The organism is Chryseobacterium lathyri (assembly GCF_030812195.1).
In the GTDB taxonomy this organism is placed as follows: domain Bacteria; phylum Bacteroidota; class Bacteroidia; order Flavobacteriales; family Weeksellaceae; genus Chryseobacterium; species Chryseobacterium lathyri_A.
In genome coordinates, this window is record NZ_JAUSSF010000003.1 from 202284 (window position 1) to 221151 (window position 18868).

Here is an 18868-nt window from a genome sequence, read left to right on the forward strand (position 1 = left end):
GAATTTTCAGATCCTATGTACAGTGCTCTGACTTTTGCTATAGCTAGGGAAAATATATCTCATAACTATATTTACCCTTTGCTACATGCAAAAAATTTGGTTGATAAGGATGAGAAAAATTTCATAAATAAGGATTGCTCCCGCAATGGTTGTACACCCATTGTAACTGTCATACAATGCGATACATGGGATTAATCGAAAATGGCTTAGAGAAATGTAGAATGTGTACTAGCAACATGGAAATAAAAACGGCATGGGTATTCTACATTATCTAATTCGGGGTACTGGTATACCTACATGCAGATAAGAGGAAGAAACCCACGCCTAGGTCGTGAGCTTACTTACTTATCCTCTCGCATGTAAAAATTACCAGTTTTCGAATTGAGATTCTAAGCAATAGCTTCTATTTTTCGTTGAAGTATCGCAAAGTTACTGTTATTGTAACTTATTTTACAAAGATATGAAAAATAATTAAATCGTTCGCTAAAGCGAACGATAAATTTCAATTTAATCTATTCATTTGATAAATGAATACTGTGAATATGCAAAATAAAGAAGTTTTAAATAGAAAAAATGTACTTGTTAATAAGCATTTGTGTAATTTCATTGAAAGTAAATTTCTACGTGAATATCATGACCAAGAAGGTAATATCATTTCTCAAAATAAATATGCCAAACTTTGTGGTATAACTTCTTCTACAATTTCAAAGTTGAAACTACCTGAAGGTTATGACGTTCCAATGTCAACAATTTATAATATCCTTAGACATGAATGTTATTCTTTAGAAAAGTTCTTTAAAGAGTTTGAAAATACAAAAGGTATAAATATACCAGATTAAAGTCCTTATATTAATTGGATTTTTTTTATTTGTCAATTTGTTATGGCCAATTTTAGGTTAAGCAACTGTTGTGATAATCAAAAAATAATTTCTCCATATTTTTAAGGAAAGTAAAAAAAATAGTTATGCCTACAATAATTTACTTAACGAATTATCTACTGTTCACATATGATATTGATGATGATTCACTCATTGGTGTGGTTATCTAGATAATGATAACACACATTTTTATAATACCTAAACTGATAATCATAAATCAACATCTCAAATAATCTTTGATTAGAAACAAAAACCCTGTTGATATTCATATGAAATATGCTTTGAAAAAAACTTTGTAAAGATATTTCTAAAGATTGATTTTCATAGTGATTAATAATATTCTGCAATGCTAAATTACTTTCTTCAATATTGGAAATAACAGATTTTCTCTCTTCCAAAAACTCGTCTGATTGAAGAAAGTTTAAATATTTTGGTTTAAACTCTCGATATTTTTTATCGAGTTGAGAATTAAGCTTTTTATCTGCATTAAATTCCTGTTTAAAAGCAATGTTAAAATCTTTGATCCAACCCAGCTTTTCCTGAATTGTAAAATTGAGTTTGTTCAAAATCTCATCAATATAGAAAAGAGAAATTATGATTTTCTCTTCATCATTGTAAGACAGGCATTGCAGGGTAAATTCACTGTTTTTGTAAAATAGAGTTTCAGCTTCTACAATGGTGTTTTCCCCGTAACGTTCGATTTCCCTGTTGTAAGTATCAATTACAATATTTGAAATTTCTCCACTTTCAATATATTCATGCAGAGCCTTATTAATTTTGTCAAGGATTTTGCTGTAATCATCAATATTATTTAACATAAACCTCACCCTCAAATGTGGTTTCGGATCATTATAGTGGATAAAAAACCATTTTGAAACATAATCTTCTTCTTGAAAATTTTCAACTAAAGGTTGTAAAGCTTCTTCCAAAATAATATCAGCAGTTTTTACTCCTGTATAGATTTTAAGATACAGCCATTTACTTCCGGGAATAAATTTTCTTTTTTCCATCGTCATTTATATTCTTCTTTAATATTAACTCTTGATTCCGTGCCTGTTCTCTTTGTACATAGGAAAAACAAACTCACGTTTAAAATTGTCGTTCTCGTTATACAAAAACTCTTCAATAATGATTAATTTCAGTTTTATTATGGTATCAATAAAAATTTTTACCAGATCATAATTTTCAAGATTAATGGTAAGTTTATTATCAGACTGTACCCATTGTATCCACTGTGGAATCTGTCTTTTGTATCTCCAAATTCTGATTTCCGACAATAATTGTTCTTTATTCTCAGTGTCATAATTTGTGAGTATTGAAAACCGGGCAAGCTCCTTTTCTGTAATTTTCCATGAAGCTTTTGATAGAATAATACTCTTGTATTCAACTCTTGGCAAGAACTGATAAATATTTCTTAAATCTCCCCAATTAAAATAAAGCCCTGACCGTGTGTTTTGACCATGTAGGTCACATAAGAAGTGATAAATAGGCAAAGGATTAGCCGAATAATTATGCGAATTCGTTAAATAAGGTTTGACTTCTTTGTTTAGCTTTTTAGAACGTAAAACAATTTTATCATTTTTCAAAGAGATATACAGGTCATTTACTGGTATTTGATTTTCTTCTAATAAAACCGATTGCGCAAGAAAAGGCATTTCATATTTCCTCAATGTAGGTCTTCTAATTACATTTCCAATTCGGGCTTCGGGTAAGTGAATAATTTCAGCTAAAATACAGTCAGTATTTAATTGTTCTTCTCTTTTTGTGATTATTTTTGTTAAGTTGTGTACTTCTGATTTCTCTGAACAAAACCTTGCTAGAAGATTAGCCGCACTGCTTCCACCTCCACCATTTATAAAGAGTTTTTCTTGATTGTTTTCAGATACTATTTCTGCTATAACGGAAATAGTATCTGGCAGATCACTCCAATTTTCTTTAAAATCCTCGAAGTCTTCATCCAATAATTCTATTTTATATTGATTATTTAATAAAGATTCTTGGATTTTTTCATTTAAAGTTTGTTGAAAAGAATCAAGTTCAATTTTTAAATTTGTTTGATCCTGAGATATAGAAAACTCCAAATTATCAATATAAGGATATAAATTTTTTGTAGCAATATCTTGTCTATAGCCAATACCAATTTCTGTATCCAACACAAAGGCTAAAGGCATTTCTTTAGTTTCAAACCTTTCATAAAAAGCTTTTTTAAACCTCTTTAAATGAGTATCTTTTTGAGATATTGTGATTTTATTTAAAAAACTAATTGCTTTTTTTAATTCTTTTTTCCAATGAGGTGATAAAATTAATTGTTCTCTGGAATATAGATCGGTTTGGAATAGATATTTTTGATCATATTCTGTATTAAACAGTTTAATTAAGCTCTCGATTTCAGAATATAAAGAAACTGGATTTCCAATTTTTTTGTCAACTTCATTTAGTTTGATTTTTATGGAAATTAGAGTTTCAGCTTCGTTTTTTGATCCTATTCTGCTTAAAACATCAATTATAACATCTAAAAAATCCTTTCCAGATACATTAGGCTCCAGCTCACTCATTAGAACCTGATTGTCTATGAGCTCATCTATAAACTCTTTGGCTTCTTCTTTTGTAATTTCATCATTAATCAGAATATCTGAAATCTGCTGTATTGTTTTGCCTTGTTTTGAGAAATCTAATATGTTCTGTAATTCATTAGAAAGTTGAGCTGATGAAATAATATAGTCTCTTTTTCCATTAGTATATTCGTACTCTACATAACGAATCCTATTTCTCACTTTATAAATACTGTTATTGGGATAAAATAAAATTTGATTTCTTATCTCTGGATCTTTCACTAAATGATGTGATAAAACAACCAAGAAGTGCATATCCAATTTAGTATCTCTAAAAATATTATCATTTGTAGATTTGTATTTATGATTAAATATGTATGAAGTTTGGCTAAACTTTCCTAATCCAACTTCAGTAAATAATCCAAAAGGGATTGAGCGGGTGCTCATCCTGCTATAATATTTTAGTAAACTGTTTTTAAGTTTTTGATCCTTGTTTGATAGCAAATCCTTTTCTGAGCTAAGCCATTCATTAAGCTTTCCATACAGATAAGGCGAAGCAAGGTAAATCGCCTCCTGAAAAACAGGATCAGAATACATTACTTTTAGTTCTGTAGCTGAGATCTGGTCTTTGCTTGCTATTTCCTGAAATTTTTTACATGAGAATAATGGAGTACGAAAAACGTACTCATCGAAAAACTGATAAGGAAAATGTGACATCTATTTTTTATGATCTTTTTTAGGCTGATAATCAGGATGTCCTAGTTGCCAGAATGCAAATGCGAAGATATTAGATAAGTTAGAATATCTTTGAGCAACAGGAATGTCTCCGCCGTGTCCGCCTTCATAATCGATATTTAAAAGAATAGGATTTTTTGAAGTACTATTAGTCAATAATTTAGCCACAAACTTAGTAGATTGCCACGGTGCAATTCTGGGATCATTAATTCCGGCACAAATTAGAGTAGCAGGATATTTTTTTCCTTTTTTGATATGCTGATAAGAATCCATTTCCAATAGTCCTTTAAACTCTATTGAATCATTCGGATTTCCATATTCTTTCATGCTTGTTTCCTGAATACCATTATTATCAAATCTTGTAGTATTCAGTACACCAGATTCCACTATTGCTACTTTAAATAATTCTGGTTTTTCTGTCATTGCTCTTCCTATAGCAATACCACCAGCACTCGCTCCCCAAATAGCAATTTTTTCAGGTGAGGTAAACTTTTTATCAATTAAATATTCAGCACTGGCTATTAAATCTTTCCAAGTATTAGGCTTTTTATTTTTTTGTCCATCAATATGCCATTGAGCACCTTTTTCTCCACCTCCTCTTACGTGAGGAATAGCAACTATACCACCTTGATTTACCCATAATAAATAACTCTTGGCAAAGAATGGTGTTGCAGACTCGCCAAAGGCTCCATAACAGTCCAGAAGTACCGGATTCTTTCCATTTCTCTTAATGCTTTTATTATAAATTAAAGACAATGGCACTTCTATCCCATCATAAGATTTTACGGAAAGCTCTTCTACTACAATGTCTTTAAACTCAGGATACTCAATAATAGGAGCAAGGTTTTCTTGCTTAAATGTATTAGTCGATAAATCATACTTAAAACGTTGTTCATCATTGGCCCATCCAGAACAATTGATCCATATATCAGAAAAAGTTTTTCCTTTTGATTGTAAATCTATACTACCTGAAACATATGGCAACTTGATGGAAATATCTTTTCCATTTTGATATAAGTACAATTTAGCCTCTACGCCATTTTTGGCAGTTACATAGTAAATACCATCTTTTGTAAGGGCATACTGCTTAATTACCTCATCTTTTTTTTCAGGAACCAATACTTCTGGTTCTTTAAAGTTTTTAGTCGTAATATTAGTTTTGCACAATTTATAATTTGGCGAATTATATCCTGACAAAAAATAGATATCATTTTCTGATAATCTTATTGAAAATGCTTTACTGTCTTTATCATACAATAATTTCCAGTCTTTACCTCCTTGCAATAAATCTTTTTTATCAATAAAAAATGCTTTTCTATAATTTTCTGCATCTACCAGTATTCCTATATAATACTGGTCTTCCGGATTGAACGTCAATATAGCAGGATATTCTGTTTTGCTAATTTTCAAATCAGCATTATTGGTGCTCGAAAAAACATCATTTAGCTCTTTAGGATCTTTTCCAATTCTATAAAGTATAGACTGAGTGTTTTTTCTGAAATCCTTTGATTGTAAATCAACGATTGGATAATAAATATAGAAAAATCCACTGTTATCTCCTAACCACTTAATTCCGCCAATATTGGAGGGGTTTGTATTAATAATAGCTTGTGGATAAATATTTTTTGTCTCCACATCCATTACAATTACTTCTGACAACTCTTTACCTCCTTGAGTTAAAGAAATTGCTATTTTACTTCCATCCCAGCTAGGACTTATAAGATTAATAACAAAATTGTTCTTAGAACCATCTGCTGTTTTCTTTGATGAAATAAAGTTTGTAGGATCATAAAGTAAATTTTCTTTTCCGTTAAATCCATTTCTATAGTAAACTTTTGCAGTCCTTTCTCCTACATTTCTTTTTAAATAAAAATATTTATCATTACTGGTTATTTTTAAATCAAATACAGAGTATCCCTGCTTCTTATCAAACTCTAATCTTTTATCTAAATAATAATTTTTATTTGGGATTGAGTTCAAAATAGAAGTAGTGAAGCCTGATTGAGCTTTCATCCAATTTGTAACTTTAGGATCTTGCAGATTTTCTAAATTCCTATACTCGTCAACAATTTTAACCCCAAAATAATCCTCTGTAACAGGGATTGATGGAGCCAGGTCATTTAATTGCGCTTTTAGGAGTATTGTAAAAAAAAGAGTAATGATAAATATTTTATTTCGCATCCTATTAAAAATTATTTTGTGGTTGGTCTTCTTATACCATCATCAAAAGCAATGCTCCCATCATCTCCATTTGCACAACCATCAATAAATTGCTTGGTCCCACCATATATTTTGTTGGGGTTATCAATTTTTGCCATTTGTAATTTTTTTAACGATAACTTTTTTTCAGTTTGGTTTTTCTTTTTCATTATGAAATAATTTTAAGTCCAATTGCTTACAAAGAAAGCAATATTTTCTCAATCCTAGGAAAAGACATCCATAAATTCATGAATTTATAAATCGAAAATAATAATTAATTATCTGATTGCAAATCTGTTAAATTGAAAATATTTTATTTTCTGTAAGTTTAATTTTTATTGTTAAATAAACAATATTTTTGTAGAAAAATGAGGTCAGATGGTGAAAATAAAATTGCTTTTATTATTAGTTATTGTATGTAATTTGTTTTACTCACAAACAAGTAATGCTGAAAATATCAAAAAAAGTATTTTAAAAGAAAATACGTATGAAGAATTGGAAAGCGAATTCTATAACAGTAATAACGGAGATATCAATCTTAAAAGAAATATTGCAAAACATTATCTGCAAAAAGCTAAATCCGAGAAAAATAATACTCAAATAGCTGAAGGTTATGTGATGCTACATTTTGATGAAACTTTACCGAATGCGTTAAAGTATCTTGATAGCTTACAGCTTATCACAAAAAATTCCAAAGAGGATTATTATCCCGCCCGAACCTATCTATTGAGGGGAAATTTATATTTTAAATCTGACAATCTTCAAGCAGCATTGAATAATTATGTATTAGGTTTAAAATATGCAAAAGAGAAAAGAAATAAAAGACAAATTGCCATTGCTGATATTAGTATTGCCTATTTGAATAATTATATTGGGAAACATGGAGAAACAGCCAAAACCCTTAAATATTATTTATATAATGTTGATTATCTCAATGAGGATGAGCGTAATAATCTTAAATTAAATCTGGCAGATGCTTATATAGAAATTAATAAAATGGATTCTGCATTCACACTAATACAGGAAGGTTTACAATCTTCTAAAACAAGTAAGGATACTTATGTCTACCACCAAAACCTAAGTTTACTGGGCTATTATGATTTAAAATTAAAAAAATATAAGGAATCTGTCCAAAATTTGCTGAATTGCAAAAAGTATTTTTTTTCAACAAATGACCCAAGCAAAAGAAATCAAAACTACACACTTTTAAATCTAGGAAAGGCCTATGCTGGATTACAAGAAAAGGATAAAGCAATAGAAAATTTCATTAAAATTGATTCTATGGTTCTCAAAACAAATTATGTTTTTCCAGAACTTAGAGAGGTATACACATATCTTATTGATTATTATAAAGGAATGAAGGATAAAGAGAAACAATTATATTATGTTGAAAGATTTTTAAAAGTCGATAATACATTAGATTCTCAGTTTAGATATATTTCCCGAGAGCTCCCTAGAAGATATGACACGCCTAAATTATTGCAAGAAAAACAAGATATTACCAATGAATTAAAAAAGAAAAAAATGTTTTTTTACATTTCTCTCGGTGTTTTAATAATAGTTCTTTTGTTATTCATAAATATTTATCTTAAATATAAAAAAGCTGAAAAGAAACACAGAAAAATTGCTCAAGATTTAATCCAATCCGTTAATGAAAATAAAACAAAAAAAGAAATCGAGCTTAAAGAAGAGATACTCCGAAATGACCTCCTGCAAAAGAGCTTGGAGAGTGCAGAAGATAAAGCAAACAAACCTATTTCCGAAGATATAGCCCAAATGATTCTAAAAGAGCTTGATATTTTTGAAGCTAAATATCAATTTCTAAATACTGGAATCACTTTGGGAAGTCTTGCGAAAAAAATAAGGACAAATTCTAAATATTTATCTGAAATTATTAATACTTACAAAGGGAAAAATTTTGCAAGTTATCTAAATGATCTCCGTATCGATTATGCTATCAAAAGATTAGCAGAAGATAAAAAATTCCGTTCCTATAAATTATCTGCTATTGCAGAAGAACTTGGATATAATAATGAACAAGCATTTGCTTTAGCCTTCAAAAAAAAGACCAGAACTCCTCTTACTATATATATTAAAGAGATTAATAGATCACAAGAATAAAAAAAATAAAAACATTTTAATTAATTGTTTTACAACAGATTAAAAAATATAGATTCAAGAATTTATATCTATAAATTCTTGAATCTATAGACAATTTACTTTTCTAATGGTAAATTCTTATGCATCTTTGTTCCAACAAAAAACACAACAATATATTTTTTGTATGTGCGCAGTATAAATATATATAAAATGTTATTTGTTACTACCATGTCATGGATTGTATAATAAAAATCATTAAATTTAAATAATTAACAAAATGAAAAAATTAGCTTTATTATCAGTAGTAGCTGTAAGCGCTTTTACTCTTAGCTCATTTACAACAGTAAATAGAGAAACAAAACCTCTTAAACCGCAAGGATGGAAAGTAACTTGTGCTGATGGAAGTTATGGAGGTTCTTTTATATGTGATTGTTCTCAAACTCAAGCACAACGTATTGCAGATTTAATGTGCAATTAAAATTTTAATAAACAAATCAAAAAAACATGAAAAAATTAGCCGTATTATTAGTAGTGGCAGTAAGTGCACTTGCTCTTAGTTCATTCACTACAAAAAATGTGAAAAAAGAGAATTCTAAACCTTTAATAAGTAAAACATGGAAGGCACTATGTGCTGATGGTAGTGTTGGAGGATATTTCACGTGTGATTGCTCACAAACCAGAGCAAATGAGATTGCTCATGTAATGTGCAATTAAAATAACAAATAAGGGTTCTGTAATTCATTTTATAGAACCTTAAATATATTATTATGAAAAAAATATTTTTAATAAATTTTATACTACTTTCAATTTTTTGTTTTTCACAAAAAGGGTATGTAAAATATGGCTATTTTCATGCTCTTACCATTGGAAATGCTAAAGCACCTGAAAGTGAATCATATTTAGTCTTTAATAAACAATCATCTTATTACGTCACCGCAAAAGAAAGTTTAGAAAAAGCGGCTGATAGGTCAGACCAAAAGACATTTACAAATGACGAAGGAGGAGGAAGCATCTATAACGGTAAAAAAATGAGTGAAGAAGGAGACCAAGTAGTTAATCATTTGGCAAAAAAAACGATGTGGTCTAATTTACTATATAAAAAACAGGTTTATGTAAAGGAAACTACACCTATAATCAATTGGAAAATAGGGAAAGAAACTAAAAAAATAGGGAAATTTACCTGTAAAATAGCAACAGTTAATTTTAGAGGGAGAAATTATACAGCATGGTTTACCCCTGAAATTCCATTGCCATATGGTCCATGGAAACTGCAAGGATTACCTGGATTAATTCTTGAGGCATATGATACAGGCAAGTTTGTATATTGGAAAGCAAAAAGTATTGAATATCCTTCAAATACGAAAGAAGAAACAAAATACTTAGACATTCCTGTAAAAGAGAAATTTTTAACATATACAGAATTTAAAAAATTCCAAAAAGACCAACTTGATAGGCTTATAGAAAAAAACAGAATTGCTAAACAAAGCTATCCTGAAATACAGCTAGAAGGAGTTAAAATATCAGATATGTTTGTTGAGTGTGAGTAAGACTGAAAAAATATTTTCTATCATTCTTTTTTTTGTATTTTCATTTTCATTTTCACAGGAAATTCTAATAAAAGGAAAAGTAACAGATAATCAAAACAGGGGTATTGAAAGTGCTTCTGTTTTAATATTGGATAATAATGATGAAACAATTGCTTATTCTTTTTCTGATGAAAAGGGGTATTATAATTTAAACTTTGATAAAAAGGGAGTTAATGGTATGGTAACATTAAAAATATCCAGTTTAGACCATGCACCAAAAGAAATTAAAATTAACCCAGAATCTGTAATATTAAAAGATGTTGTCCTCGAAGACAAAATTGAAACGATAAAAGAAGTAATACTTGAAGGGAAAAAAGTAAAAATAAATCAAGACACTACATCTATAAAGGTAGCAAGTTTTGGAAATAAGACAGAACAGACAGTAGAAGATATTTTAAAAAAACTGCCGGGCATTGAAGTTTTAAATGATGGTTCTATTAAAGCTCACGGAAAAAAGATTGAAAAACTTCTTGTTGAAGGAGAAGACCTTTTGGATAAAAACTACAAATTATTATCTAAGAATCTTGATTCTAAAACCTTAGATGAAGTCCAAATTATAGATAATTTTGAAGACAACCCAATTTTAAAAAAATTAAACAACTCAGACAAAGTTGCTATTAATCTGAAATTAAAAAAAGGACTTAAAAACGTTTGGTTTGGAAATATCACCCTAGGAAGTGGTGTATTATCTGAAAACCGATGGAAAGAAAGCTTAAATTTAGGGCTATTAAAAAAGAAAATTAAACTATTCTATTTTGGAGATTATAATAATCTTGGGGAGAAAGCAACAGATTTAATAACAAGTAATGTATTGGAAAACAGTCAATTTGGAAATGACCGTTTTGAATATAAAACAAAACCTTTATACGGTATTGCCAATAATGAATCTCAGTTTTTTGCTAAAACGCAAAGTATTTTCAATAGTGCTTTTTTAAATTCATTAAGTTTTACAAGCAAATTTAAAGAGAATTTATCTTTACGAGGTGTTGTCTATCTGACTTATGATAAACAAAAACAAAATTCCTCTTCCGAAACAATATTTAATATTGGAAATAATCCTATTTCATATACAGAAAATAATTTTTATAAAAATGGAAAAACATTAGCATCAGCAGAACTCGAATTAAAATACTATCCCAACGATAAAAACTATATAACCAATCTTTTTATTTTTAAAGACAATCCCAATAAAACGAGTAACGACTTAATTTTTAATTCTGATAATATTAATCAATCCTCAAAATCAAAAAATTCTACTTTTTATAACCATTTTAATCATACTTACGAGCTATCATCTAATAAAGTACTTAATAATTATTTTTATTTTGGAAGTGATAGAGTAAATGAAAAGACAAATATATTTTCACCATTATTAAACTCTTTTTTAGATTTAAACTCCGATAGCAACTTATTACAAACTGCAAGTAATAATATTTTGTATTCAGGAATTAAAACTAAATTAATTACTAAACTAAAAAGACTTGACATAACAAACAGTTTACAAGCCGAATACAATAGTGAATTGTTTAAGAATAAATTATTATCTACTGATTACAGTAATCATGTTAAACTTAATCAATTCAAAATAATTTCTGACAATTCAATTCGATTTAATTTTTCAAAAATATTTGATATAACAGGAAATATTAGCTTCCAAAACATCAATTATAATTACAACTACATTCACAAAAACATTTTCTTGATAAATCCTTCCATCTATTTAAATATCAAAAAAACAAAGTTAGGCAGTTTTACTTTGTCTTATTCCGAAAACAGTACCTTGCCTGAAATTAATCAGTTAACAGATGATTACCAGCTAACCGATTACCGTTCTTTTTCGAGAGGAACAAACTATCAGACCCCATTAAAAAACAGTATTGCCTCTTTTGCTTATTACATATATATTGACGACAAACGATTTTCAATCAATACTACCCTATTTTATTTAAAATCTAAATCAATACTCAATACTGAAAGTATAATAACAAATGATTTCAGTTTCAACTCATTTCAACAGACTTTTGGGGGTGAAAGCTATAACTTCAATTTCAGCTTTACTAATTACATTCGTAAGCTAAATATTTCATCAAGAATTGAAACTAACAACATTTGGAATTCCAATCCTATAAATGTTAATTCTAATAATTTCTCAATGTCTAAAGGTTATGCAAACAAGATAAAATATTCAGCTACGACGTATTTTAAAATTCCTGTGAACTTTGACTTCGGATTTTCATATAACTATAATCAAACTATTTTTAATGACATAAAAAGCACAAATATTACAAAAGATTTATTTTTAAATGTCAATTATAAAATATCAAAAACATTATTAGCAGAATCTAATAATTCATTATATTTTATTTTCTCTCAAAAATATTCTTTTAACAATTTAGTTCTAAGCTACAACCCTATTGATAGTAAATTTTCTTATCGTATAATATTCAATAATATTTTAAATGAAAAAGAATATGTCTATACAACTTTAAATAATTATACTAATTTTACATCAAGAATTCAATTAGTTCCGAGATATTTATTAGCTTCTGTAAAATATCGTTTCTAATCATTCATAAATTAAAGAATAAAGCATGAATTACACTCTTGCTTTTTCATTCTTGATAGGTTTTCATTATATACATTGTTAAATTGTAGTCCGTACAACGGAGGATTAAATTACTTGATAAAGCGGTTTTATTAAACCCTAAAAAACATTTAGGCTTTAGGGGTGGATAAAATTAGAGAAGCTTAAAGATTATAAAGGGGCAATCATTGATTTAGAGTGGCTGAATACCTTAACCCAAAATATTGTAGATGAAGTGCAAGGAGAAAATATTAACTACCTTCTTGCAATATCATATCAGGGATTAGGTAATTATAAATCTAAAGATTATTATGAAAAGTTCTTTGAAACTACGGATAGTGCGACTTCATATTTAAAATCTATAATTTATGTAAATTATGGCACATTGTTGGAAAAACTAAACTTTAACCAAGAAGCTTTAAAACAGTATAACATACCACTAAAGGGTCATTTTATTTCAGAAGCTTATTTTCACATGGGAGAAGTATATGAAAAATTAGGAAGAAAAGATTCAGCAATTTTTTACTACAAAGAAGCACTTAAACAATATGACAAAGGATCCAAACTGAAAGACGCTCTTCAACTTATCATTTAAGAAAGAAAAATAGATAGCAAATCAATGTTTTGATAGTATTTAATTTTAATCAAAATTAGTATATAGAAACTTGTTCATAAATCAAAAAGTTATTACATTTGTATCATACGATTTGAGAAATAATTGTTAAAATTTCCTCGGTGGAATATTAGGTTACCTTTTAAAATTAAATTCTTTAAATCCTTTATTAGAAGGGTATAAGAAAGAAAACATATATTCCTGGAGAAACCACTTTAAAACCTCTAATTTATTTTAGAGGTTTTTTTGTTTTTTTATGTGGTAGACTTTCATTTAAAAATACTTCAATACAAATAAGACTTTATAATTCTTTTAATAATTTTTCTGAATCCCAGACAGAAGCAAATTCATCATTTAAATTAGCAAGGGCTGTCAAATGGATCAGTTCAGCATCATATTTTTCACCATTTATCCCTACCCTGTCAAATGCTGCTGTTGCATCTGAAATCACATACGTTTCAAACCCAAAGTTTCCAGCCATTCTTGCTGTCGTTGAAACACAGTGATTAGTGGTTATTCCTACAATCACTAAGGTGTTTATATTCTGCTCTTGCAGTTTTTCTTTTAAATCTGTTCCGATAAAAGCACTGTTTACATTCTTTGTAATAACAGATTCATTAGGTAGGGGCAGAACATGATCATTAAATTGAAAACCCGGATTCGACTCATGCAATTTAGACTTCAGATTCGCAGAACTGTGCCTGATATGAAAAACAGATAGCCCTAAGTCTCTCCACTTTTCCAGCAATATTCCACTGATCTTTTCTGCATTTATATTATTCCTGTTACCACCCCAATACTCTTCATCCAAAAATCCTTTTTGAATATCAATCAAAAGCAGGGCTGGTCTTCTATCTCTTAATTTTATCATTTATAAATTATTTTGCAAATTTTTTATAGTTAAATTTTAAGTTTTCTACTTTACCTGTCAATCTTTTATTTTGTAAATATATATGATAAATACCCAATCTACAAATACCCAATCAATTGTGCGGAACGAACAAAATGTAATTATGGGTATTAAAGAATTATCACCAATCATCAAATAAAAAAAGTCTGGAACTTAGCTGTCAGAAATATATGCCAAAACCCTGATCAACGGTCGATGAATTCTTTCGATCTGCTACTGTCTAAAAACAGGAAAACTGAGATTCCCACTCAAGAGCAAAAAATAAAGAGATGTTTATAAAAGGACTGCATTGATTTGTAAGCAAATACATATCAGGAAAAATACACTTCCAAAATACTTTTAAAATTTAACTATAAAAAACTTGCACAATATTACAAATAGTTCTATTTTTGCACCCACGTTAAACAACGAAACAATAGGTTTCTTAGCTCAGTTGGTAGAGCAATGGATTGAAAATCCATGTGTCCCTGGTTCGATTCCTGGAGAAACCACAAGAAATGAGACAATTTCTAACAAAACCCTCAAATCATGCAATTTGAGGGTTATTTTTTTGATCATATATCAAAATAGGACAAATTCTCTCAAATTGAAGGTGACCTTTTCGGTTACCTGAGCATATTAATTTTTTAGGTAACCGAATTTCTCCAAAAGTCCCGCTATCAAAGTAACGCCTCAATGCTTCTACGCTAAAATTTTGATCTTTTGTATAAAGCCAAGATAGCTTTTGCCATATAGCAATTGTAAATCTATCCGTACATTTATTTTACAAATATATAAAAATAATTATTCGATACAAATTTGTATCGAATAATTATTGAAAATATTCGAATTTTTACTAGATGCAAGAATATAGTAACGAGCAACTTGATGCTTTAGCTTTACAGATTGGTTGTATGCTGAGAGTAGAAAGGTTAAGAAAAAAAATTTCTCAGGAAGATTTGGGTTTATTAATAGGTTCAAATAAAACTACTATTGGCAGACTAGAAAGATATGAGAGTTCTACAACTTGGAAAATTTTATTCAAAGTTTGTCAATCATTAAAAATCGATTTTAAGTCTCTATTTGTATTGAAACCTTTGGACTTTATTTTATCAATAATCAAAGAAGCTTACAGTCTGGAAGAGAAGCTAACTGCTGAAAAAGAACAGTACTATGTAAATTTAGAAATTGAAGCAAAGGAAAGATTTAAAAGAATTAAACAGTAAAATAGACTTATAAAAAAAATTATTATCTTTCTTTCCTCCCAAGCGGTCAACTTTTACAGAAAAGGGCTTTTTTTATTTCTTACTGTACAAAATATACACCCTTATATATCATTGTAATAAAGGCCATTTCAGAGGTTATTAAAGACCTTTATAAGATTAAGGGAAAAGATGCTATTAGAGGAAAATTATGAATATTATAATGGGGCACATTCGTAAAATATCTCACAAATTATTTTAAGAATGTGCCTTTGAAAATTGACAGCTTTCTTTACGAAATTCTAACCGGATAGCTTCACGAGCATTACATATCCTCGGGTGCAATGTTTTTGATTTTAAACCCTTTATTATAATACTGAGGTTATCGAATTATCCTATTAAAAACTATAATTATATCCCACAGTACAGGTCATTTCATTTAAGTTAGGATTTTCAACCGCCTGGTCTGTATTTCTGAACATCTGGATAAAAGCAAGATCAAAGCTATGTTTCTTCCACGGCATATAGTTTGCCCCCAGCCTGAAATTCATGACATTGATATTTGCCGTTGAACTTCCTGAATGGTTATAGGATGCTCCAATACTCGTTTTCAATTTATCTTCTTTAAGAAAAGCCTTTGTAACTGTTAATGCCGGCCCCCAGATGTTTGATTTTTGGGAAGCGGCATACATGTGGGTAAAATTAACCGATGTAGCAATATTCATTTTCCTTTCCGGGAATCCGAGCGTATAATTGACATTGGCGTTATGAAATCTTGATAAGCCGCCTTTTCTTACTATACCGTTTTCCCTGTTGACCATCTCGTTTAGGGAATAGTTGATATTGATATTCTGTACTTTTTCCTTACTGCTGGAAATAATATAATTAACATTAATATTAGTATTCTGTGAGATCTGCTTATAATCTATCGAATCTTTTGGCTGTTGAATGAGTAAGGGATTATTATTAATGGTATTGAACTGGTTAAGCTGTTTATTCGTAAACATGGTAAAATTAGAGTAGCTTGCAGTAACCATCAATTTATCTGATGCTTTCAGGTTTGCATTCACAGCCCCTACCCAACGGCTTGTCTGTTTAAATTTTTGGTTATCGAGATTATCTCTTTGTCTGCCAATATTAGCAGAAAGGGCTAATCTGTCCTTCAATAAAGTGAAAGATGAGTTCAATGTAATATTTTCCAGATCATTATTGAAATAATAAGCTCCAAGCGTTTTGTACCCCGGATCTATTCTTTCATATTTTACGCCTACCATCCCTTTTTTAAGCTTCAAATTGACTCCGCCATTATATGCAGAATAGTTCTCCATAGACGAATTAGGGGAAAGAAACCTGGCTGCCAATCCTTTTTTTTCTGCACCGCTTGAAGTGGCCCTCAGATCATTAACCAAGGCGGTATTGGCATATTCTCCAAAGACTTCAAGATTTTTATCGATCATAAAGCTTCCTGTCATGGATAGTACCAGATTCTCCTGTGGCAACACTCCCTTTACATCCGGAGCTGCTGACAGCGAACCCACATCATCTTTTGCATAAAATCCGATCAGCCCCACTTTATATCTTTCTTGCTCCCATTTCAAATGAGCACCATATCCCATTCTTTTGTATGCAGGAATCGTATTGGGATTACCATCATCCTCAATAGCTTTATTAAGCCTTCCTGTCATCAAAGCAACTTTAAGAGGGATATTAGGATTCAGCTCCAAACCGGCACCGGTAAATAACAACCCATTAAATGTATAAGGAGAAAATGTCATATTCGCGTCCCCGATATAAGCCTTTATCCATTTGTATTTTGGGGCAATACTTATCCTGTTGAATTTAAAAGGGACCTGGTATCCTAGTTGACTTCCCTGATTGGTTAAACTGTAAGATATAGGCATAGACCATTTATACAACCCTAAATTTAAATTTCCATTCAGAAAATAGGTAAATGGGGCTCTTCCATTATATACATTGGAGCTGTAAAAAACAGAATTGGCAGAAACTCCGCCGCTTATTTTAAAAGGGTTCTTTTTGAGCTCTTCCATTGTTCTTTTTCCCAGATTTTCCAAATCTACTTCCTGTGCTTGATACATGGCACTGGCAGAAACAAATAGGGACAGCATGAAGCTTCTTATATAGATTTTCTTCATCATTAAGGCTGCTTTTGAACTTTAATATCTACCAAAATATAAGAGCTTAAACCATTAGCCACAAAGCTCTTAACCTTAACAGCTCCTTTCCTTCCATCAGATGTCTGAAAAAGAATTACCCTTGGAACCACAGAATTACTGAAAGGTGATTTTCCAGCATTGGTTTCTGTTACGGTAATGGTATTAAAATCATTTCCGGCATCCAGAGCATCAAACCCTGATGAAGAAAGCTGTGTCCCTACCAGTTCCTGTGAGTTGATTACTTTAGTATGAGTAGCATTCGGAAGAGCTAAAAATCCGGTATTCTGGACTTCATCAGGCGATACGAACTGATTGTAAATAAAGGAGGAATTCAATCCGAAAAAAGCAAAATCTATTTTGGAACCATTGGTTGCATTTACTTCATTCTGCTTAAGCACAGTTCCCAATTCGGATGAAAAGAAAGAACCTACCGTTGAACTGGCACTGCTTATTCCCAACTGAATATTTGAAAATGATAACAGATTGGCATCCGGTAAAACGGTTACCTGTTTCTGTAAAATCTTAGTTTCTTTATCGTTGATTGCTTTTAAAATAATCGTATATGTTCCTGCCGCCGGTAAATTAATGTCTGGGCTAACCGCTGTTGAAGTTGCAGGATTAGCGCCTACAATGGTCCATTCATACGTAAAGGCATTAGTCGACATATTATTCAAGTGTAATAATACCGGAGCCTGATAATCATTATCAATAGGATCAACAGTCCAGTTAAAATCTATGGTCATTGCCGGCTTTATGGTAACTGTTTTCTGGGTTGAATAAGTTTCCAGTCCATTGGAAATTGTTAATTTAATAATATGGTCGCCCGGTGTTGTAAATACCACATCCGGGTTTTGGGCATTAGAAGTTGCAGGACTTCCTCCCTCAAACTCCCAAAGGTATTGTGTAGCGCCTAAAGATTTGTCTATCATATGTAAGGTTACCGGAGAAATATCACTTCCCTGCATCTGCCATTCGAAATCTACATTCATCGCAGCATCAGCTTTTACCTCAATTTCTTTCTCGTCTACATTTCCATCTTTATTGGAGGCTTTTAATTTTATTTTATACACTCCAGGACTGGCATATGTAATAGGTTGCGGACTTTTTTCGGTGGAACTCGTAACCGTTGCTCCTTCAAATGACCATTGATAGGTCTCCGCTCCTGTTGATTTATTGGTAATTTCCACTTTTACAGGCACGGAATAGTCATCGTTTATCACTTTTATACTAAAATCAGCCTCTACCGGAATACTTTCTTCCACTACGCACGCATTGAATGTAAATGCAAGTACAGCGATAAGAAAAAAGTATATCGTTTTTAGATTCTTGTAAAATTTCATCTGTTAATTTTAATTT

At 30.2% G+C, this 18868-nt stretch carries 15 protein-coding genes and 1 tRNA gene; 9 read left to right on the plus strand and 7 right to left on the minus strand.

The annotated features are described in order from the left end of the window. The first annotated feature begins 542 nt into the window (after positions 1-542). Positions 543-839 carry a hypothetical protein gene (locus tag J2T03_RS16100; RefSeq protein ID WP_307212596.1) on the plus strand — a complete coding sequence of 99 codons (297 nt, stop codon included), beginning with the start codon at positions 543-545 and terminating at the stop codon, positions 837-839. Between the two features lie 185 nt (positions 840-1024). On the opposite strand, the gene J2T03_RS16105 is transcribed toward J2T03_RS16100, so the two are convergent. Genes J2T03_RS16105 through J2T03_RS16120 form a run of 4 tightly spaced genes read right to left on the minus strand, consistent with a single transcriptional unit; the run spans position 1025 to position 6534 of the window. After that, positions 1025-1894 carry a thiopeptide-type bacteriocin biosynthesis protein gene (locus tag J2T03_RS16105; protein WP_307212599.1) on the minus strand — a complete coding sequence of 290 codons (870 nt, stop codon included), beginning with the start codon at positions 1892-1894 and terminating at the stop codon, positions 1025-1027. Between the two features lie 18 nt (positions 1895-1912). Continuing rightward, positions 1913-4147 (minus strand): lantibiotic dehydratase family protein, encoded by a 2235-nt coding sequence (locus J2T03_RS16110; protein ID WP_307212602.1) that lies wholly within the window; start codon positions 4145-4147, stop codon positions 1913-1915. Then, entirely contained in the window at positions 4148-6346 is a 2199-nt protein-coding gene (locus tag J2T03_RS16115) for a prolyl oligopeptidase family serine peptidase (protein WP_307212604.1), read from the minus strand. It lies immediately after the preceding gene. Between the two features lie 11 nt (positions 6347-6357). Beyond that, positions 6358-6534 carry a hypothetical protein gene (locus J2T03_RS16120; RefSeq protein ID WP_307212606.1) on the minus strand — a complete coding sequence of 59 codons (177 nt, stop codon included), beginning with the start codon at positions 6532-6534 and terminating at the stop codon, positions 6358-6360. Between the two features lie 208 nt (positions 6535-6742). Between J2T03_RS16120 and J2T03_RS16125 the strand changes: the two genes are divergently transcribed. The 6 genes from J2T03_RS16125 (at position 6743) to J2T03_RS16150 (ending at position 13229) form a co-directional block, all read left to right on the plus strand. Next, a complete protein-coding gene (locus J2T03_RS16125) occupies positions 6743-8485 on the plus strand; it encodes a helix-turn-helix domain-containing protein (RefSeq protein ID WP_307212609.1) in 1743 nt (580 codons plus the stop codon). Positions 8486-8741: 256 nt separating this feature from the next. Next, the gene (locus J2T03_RS16130) at positions 8742-8942 is read left to right on the plus strand and encodes a hypothetical protein (protein ID WP_307212612.1); all 201 of its coding nucleotides are present in this window, start codon (positions 8742-8744) and stop codon (positions 8940-8942) included. Between the two features lie 26 nt (positions 8943-8968). After that, the gene (locus tag J2T03_RS16135) at positions 8969-9178 is read left to right on the plus strand and encodes a hypothetical protein (RefSeq protein WP_307212615.1); all 210 of its coding nucleotides are present in this window, start codon (positions 8969-8971) and stop codon (positions 9176-9178) included. 53 nt (positions 9179-9231) lie between these two features. After that, positions 9232-10011: a GLPGLI family protein gene (locus J2T03_RS16140; protein ID WP_307212618.1), complete on the plus strand. Its 780-nt coding sequence runs from the start codon at positions 9232-9234 to the stop codon at positions 10009-10011. Then, a complete protein-coding gene (locus tag J2T03_RS16145) occupies positions 10004-12616 on the plus strand; it encodes a carboxypeptidase-like regulatory domain-containing protein (RefSeq protein ID WP_307212621.1) in 2613 nt (870 codons plus the stop codon). The genes J2T03_RS16140 and J2T03_RS16145 overlap by 8 nt, the downstream gene beginning before the upstream one ends. A gap of 253 nt (positions 12617-12869) precedes the next feature. Further along, entirely contained in the window at positions 12870-13229 is a 360-nt protein-coding gene (locus J2T03_RS16150) for a tetratricopeptide repeat protein (RefSeq protein WP_307212625.1), read from the plus strand. Positions 13230-13548: 319 nt separating this feature from the next. Here J2T03_RS16150 and J2T03_RS16155 read toward each other — a convergent pair whose 3' ends face one another. Continuing rightward, the gene (locus J2T03_RS16155) at positions 13549-14115 is read right to left on the minus strand and encodes a cysteine hydrolase family protein (protein ID WP_307221108.1); all 567 of its coding nucleotides are present in this window, start codon (positions 14113-14115) and stop codon (positions 13549-13551) included. Positions 14116-14575: 460 nt separating this feature from the next. Here J2T03_RS16155 and J2T03_RS16160 point away from each other — a divergent pair. Both J2T03_RS16160 and J2T03_RS16165 read left to right on the plus strand, forming a co-directional pair. Further along, positions 14576-14648 (plus strand) — tRNA-Phe (locus tag J2T03_RS16160). Positions 14649-14996: 348 nt separating this feature from the next. After that, entirely contained in the window at positions 14997-15362 is a 366-nt protein-coding gene (locus J2T03_RS16165) for a helix-turn-helix transcriptional regulator (RefSeq protein WP_273637280.1), read from the plus strand. Between the two features lie 374 nt (positions 15363-15736). Here J2T03_RS16165 and J2T03_RS16170 read toward each other — a convergent pair whose 3' ends face one another. Both J2T03_RS16170 and J2T03_RS16175 read right to left on the minus strand, forming a co-directional pair. After that, positions 15737-17494: a hypothetical protein gene (locus J2T03_RS16170; RefSeq protein WP_306843657.1), complete on the minus strand. Its 1758-nt coding sequence runs from the start codon at positions 17492-17494 to the stop codon at positions 15737-15739. Beyond that, entirely contained in the window at positions 17494-18852 is a 1359-nt protein-coding gene (locus J2T03_RS16175) for a PKD domain-containing protein (protein WP_307212626.1), read from the minus strand. The genes J2T03_RS16170 and J2T03_RS16175 overlap by 1 nt, the downstream gene beginning before the upstream one ends. Positions 18853-18868 lie beyond the last annotated feature (16 nt).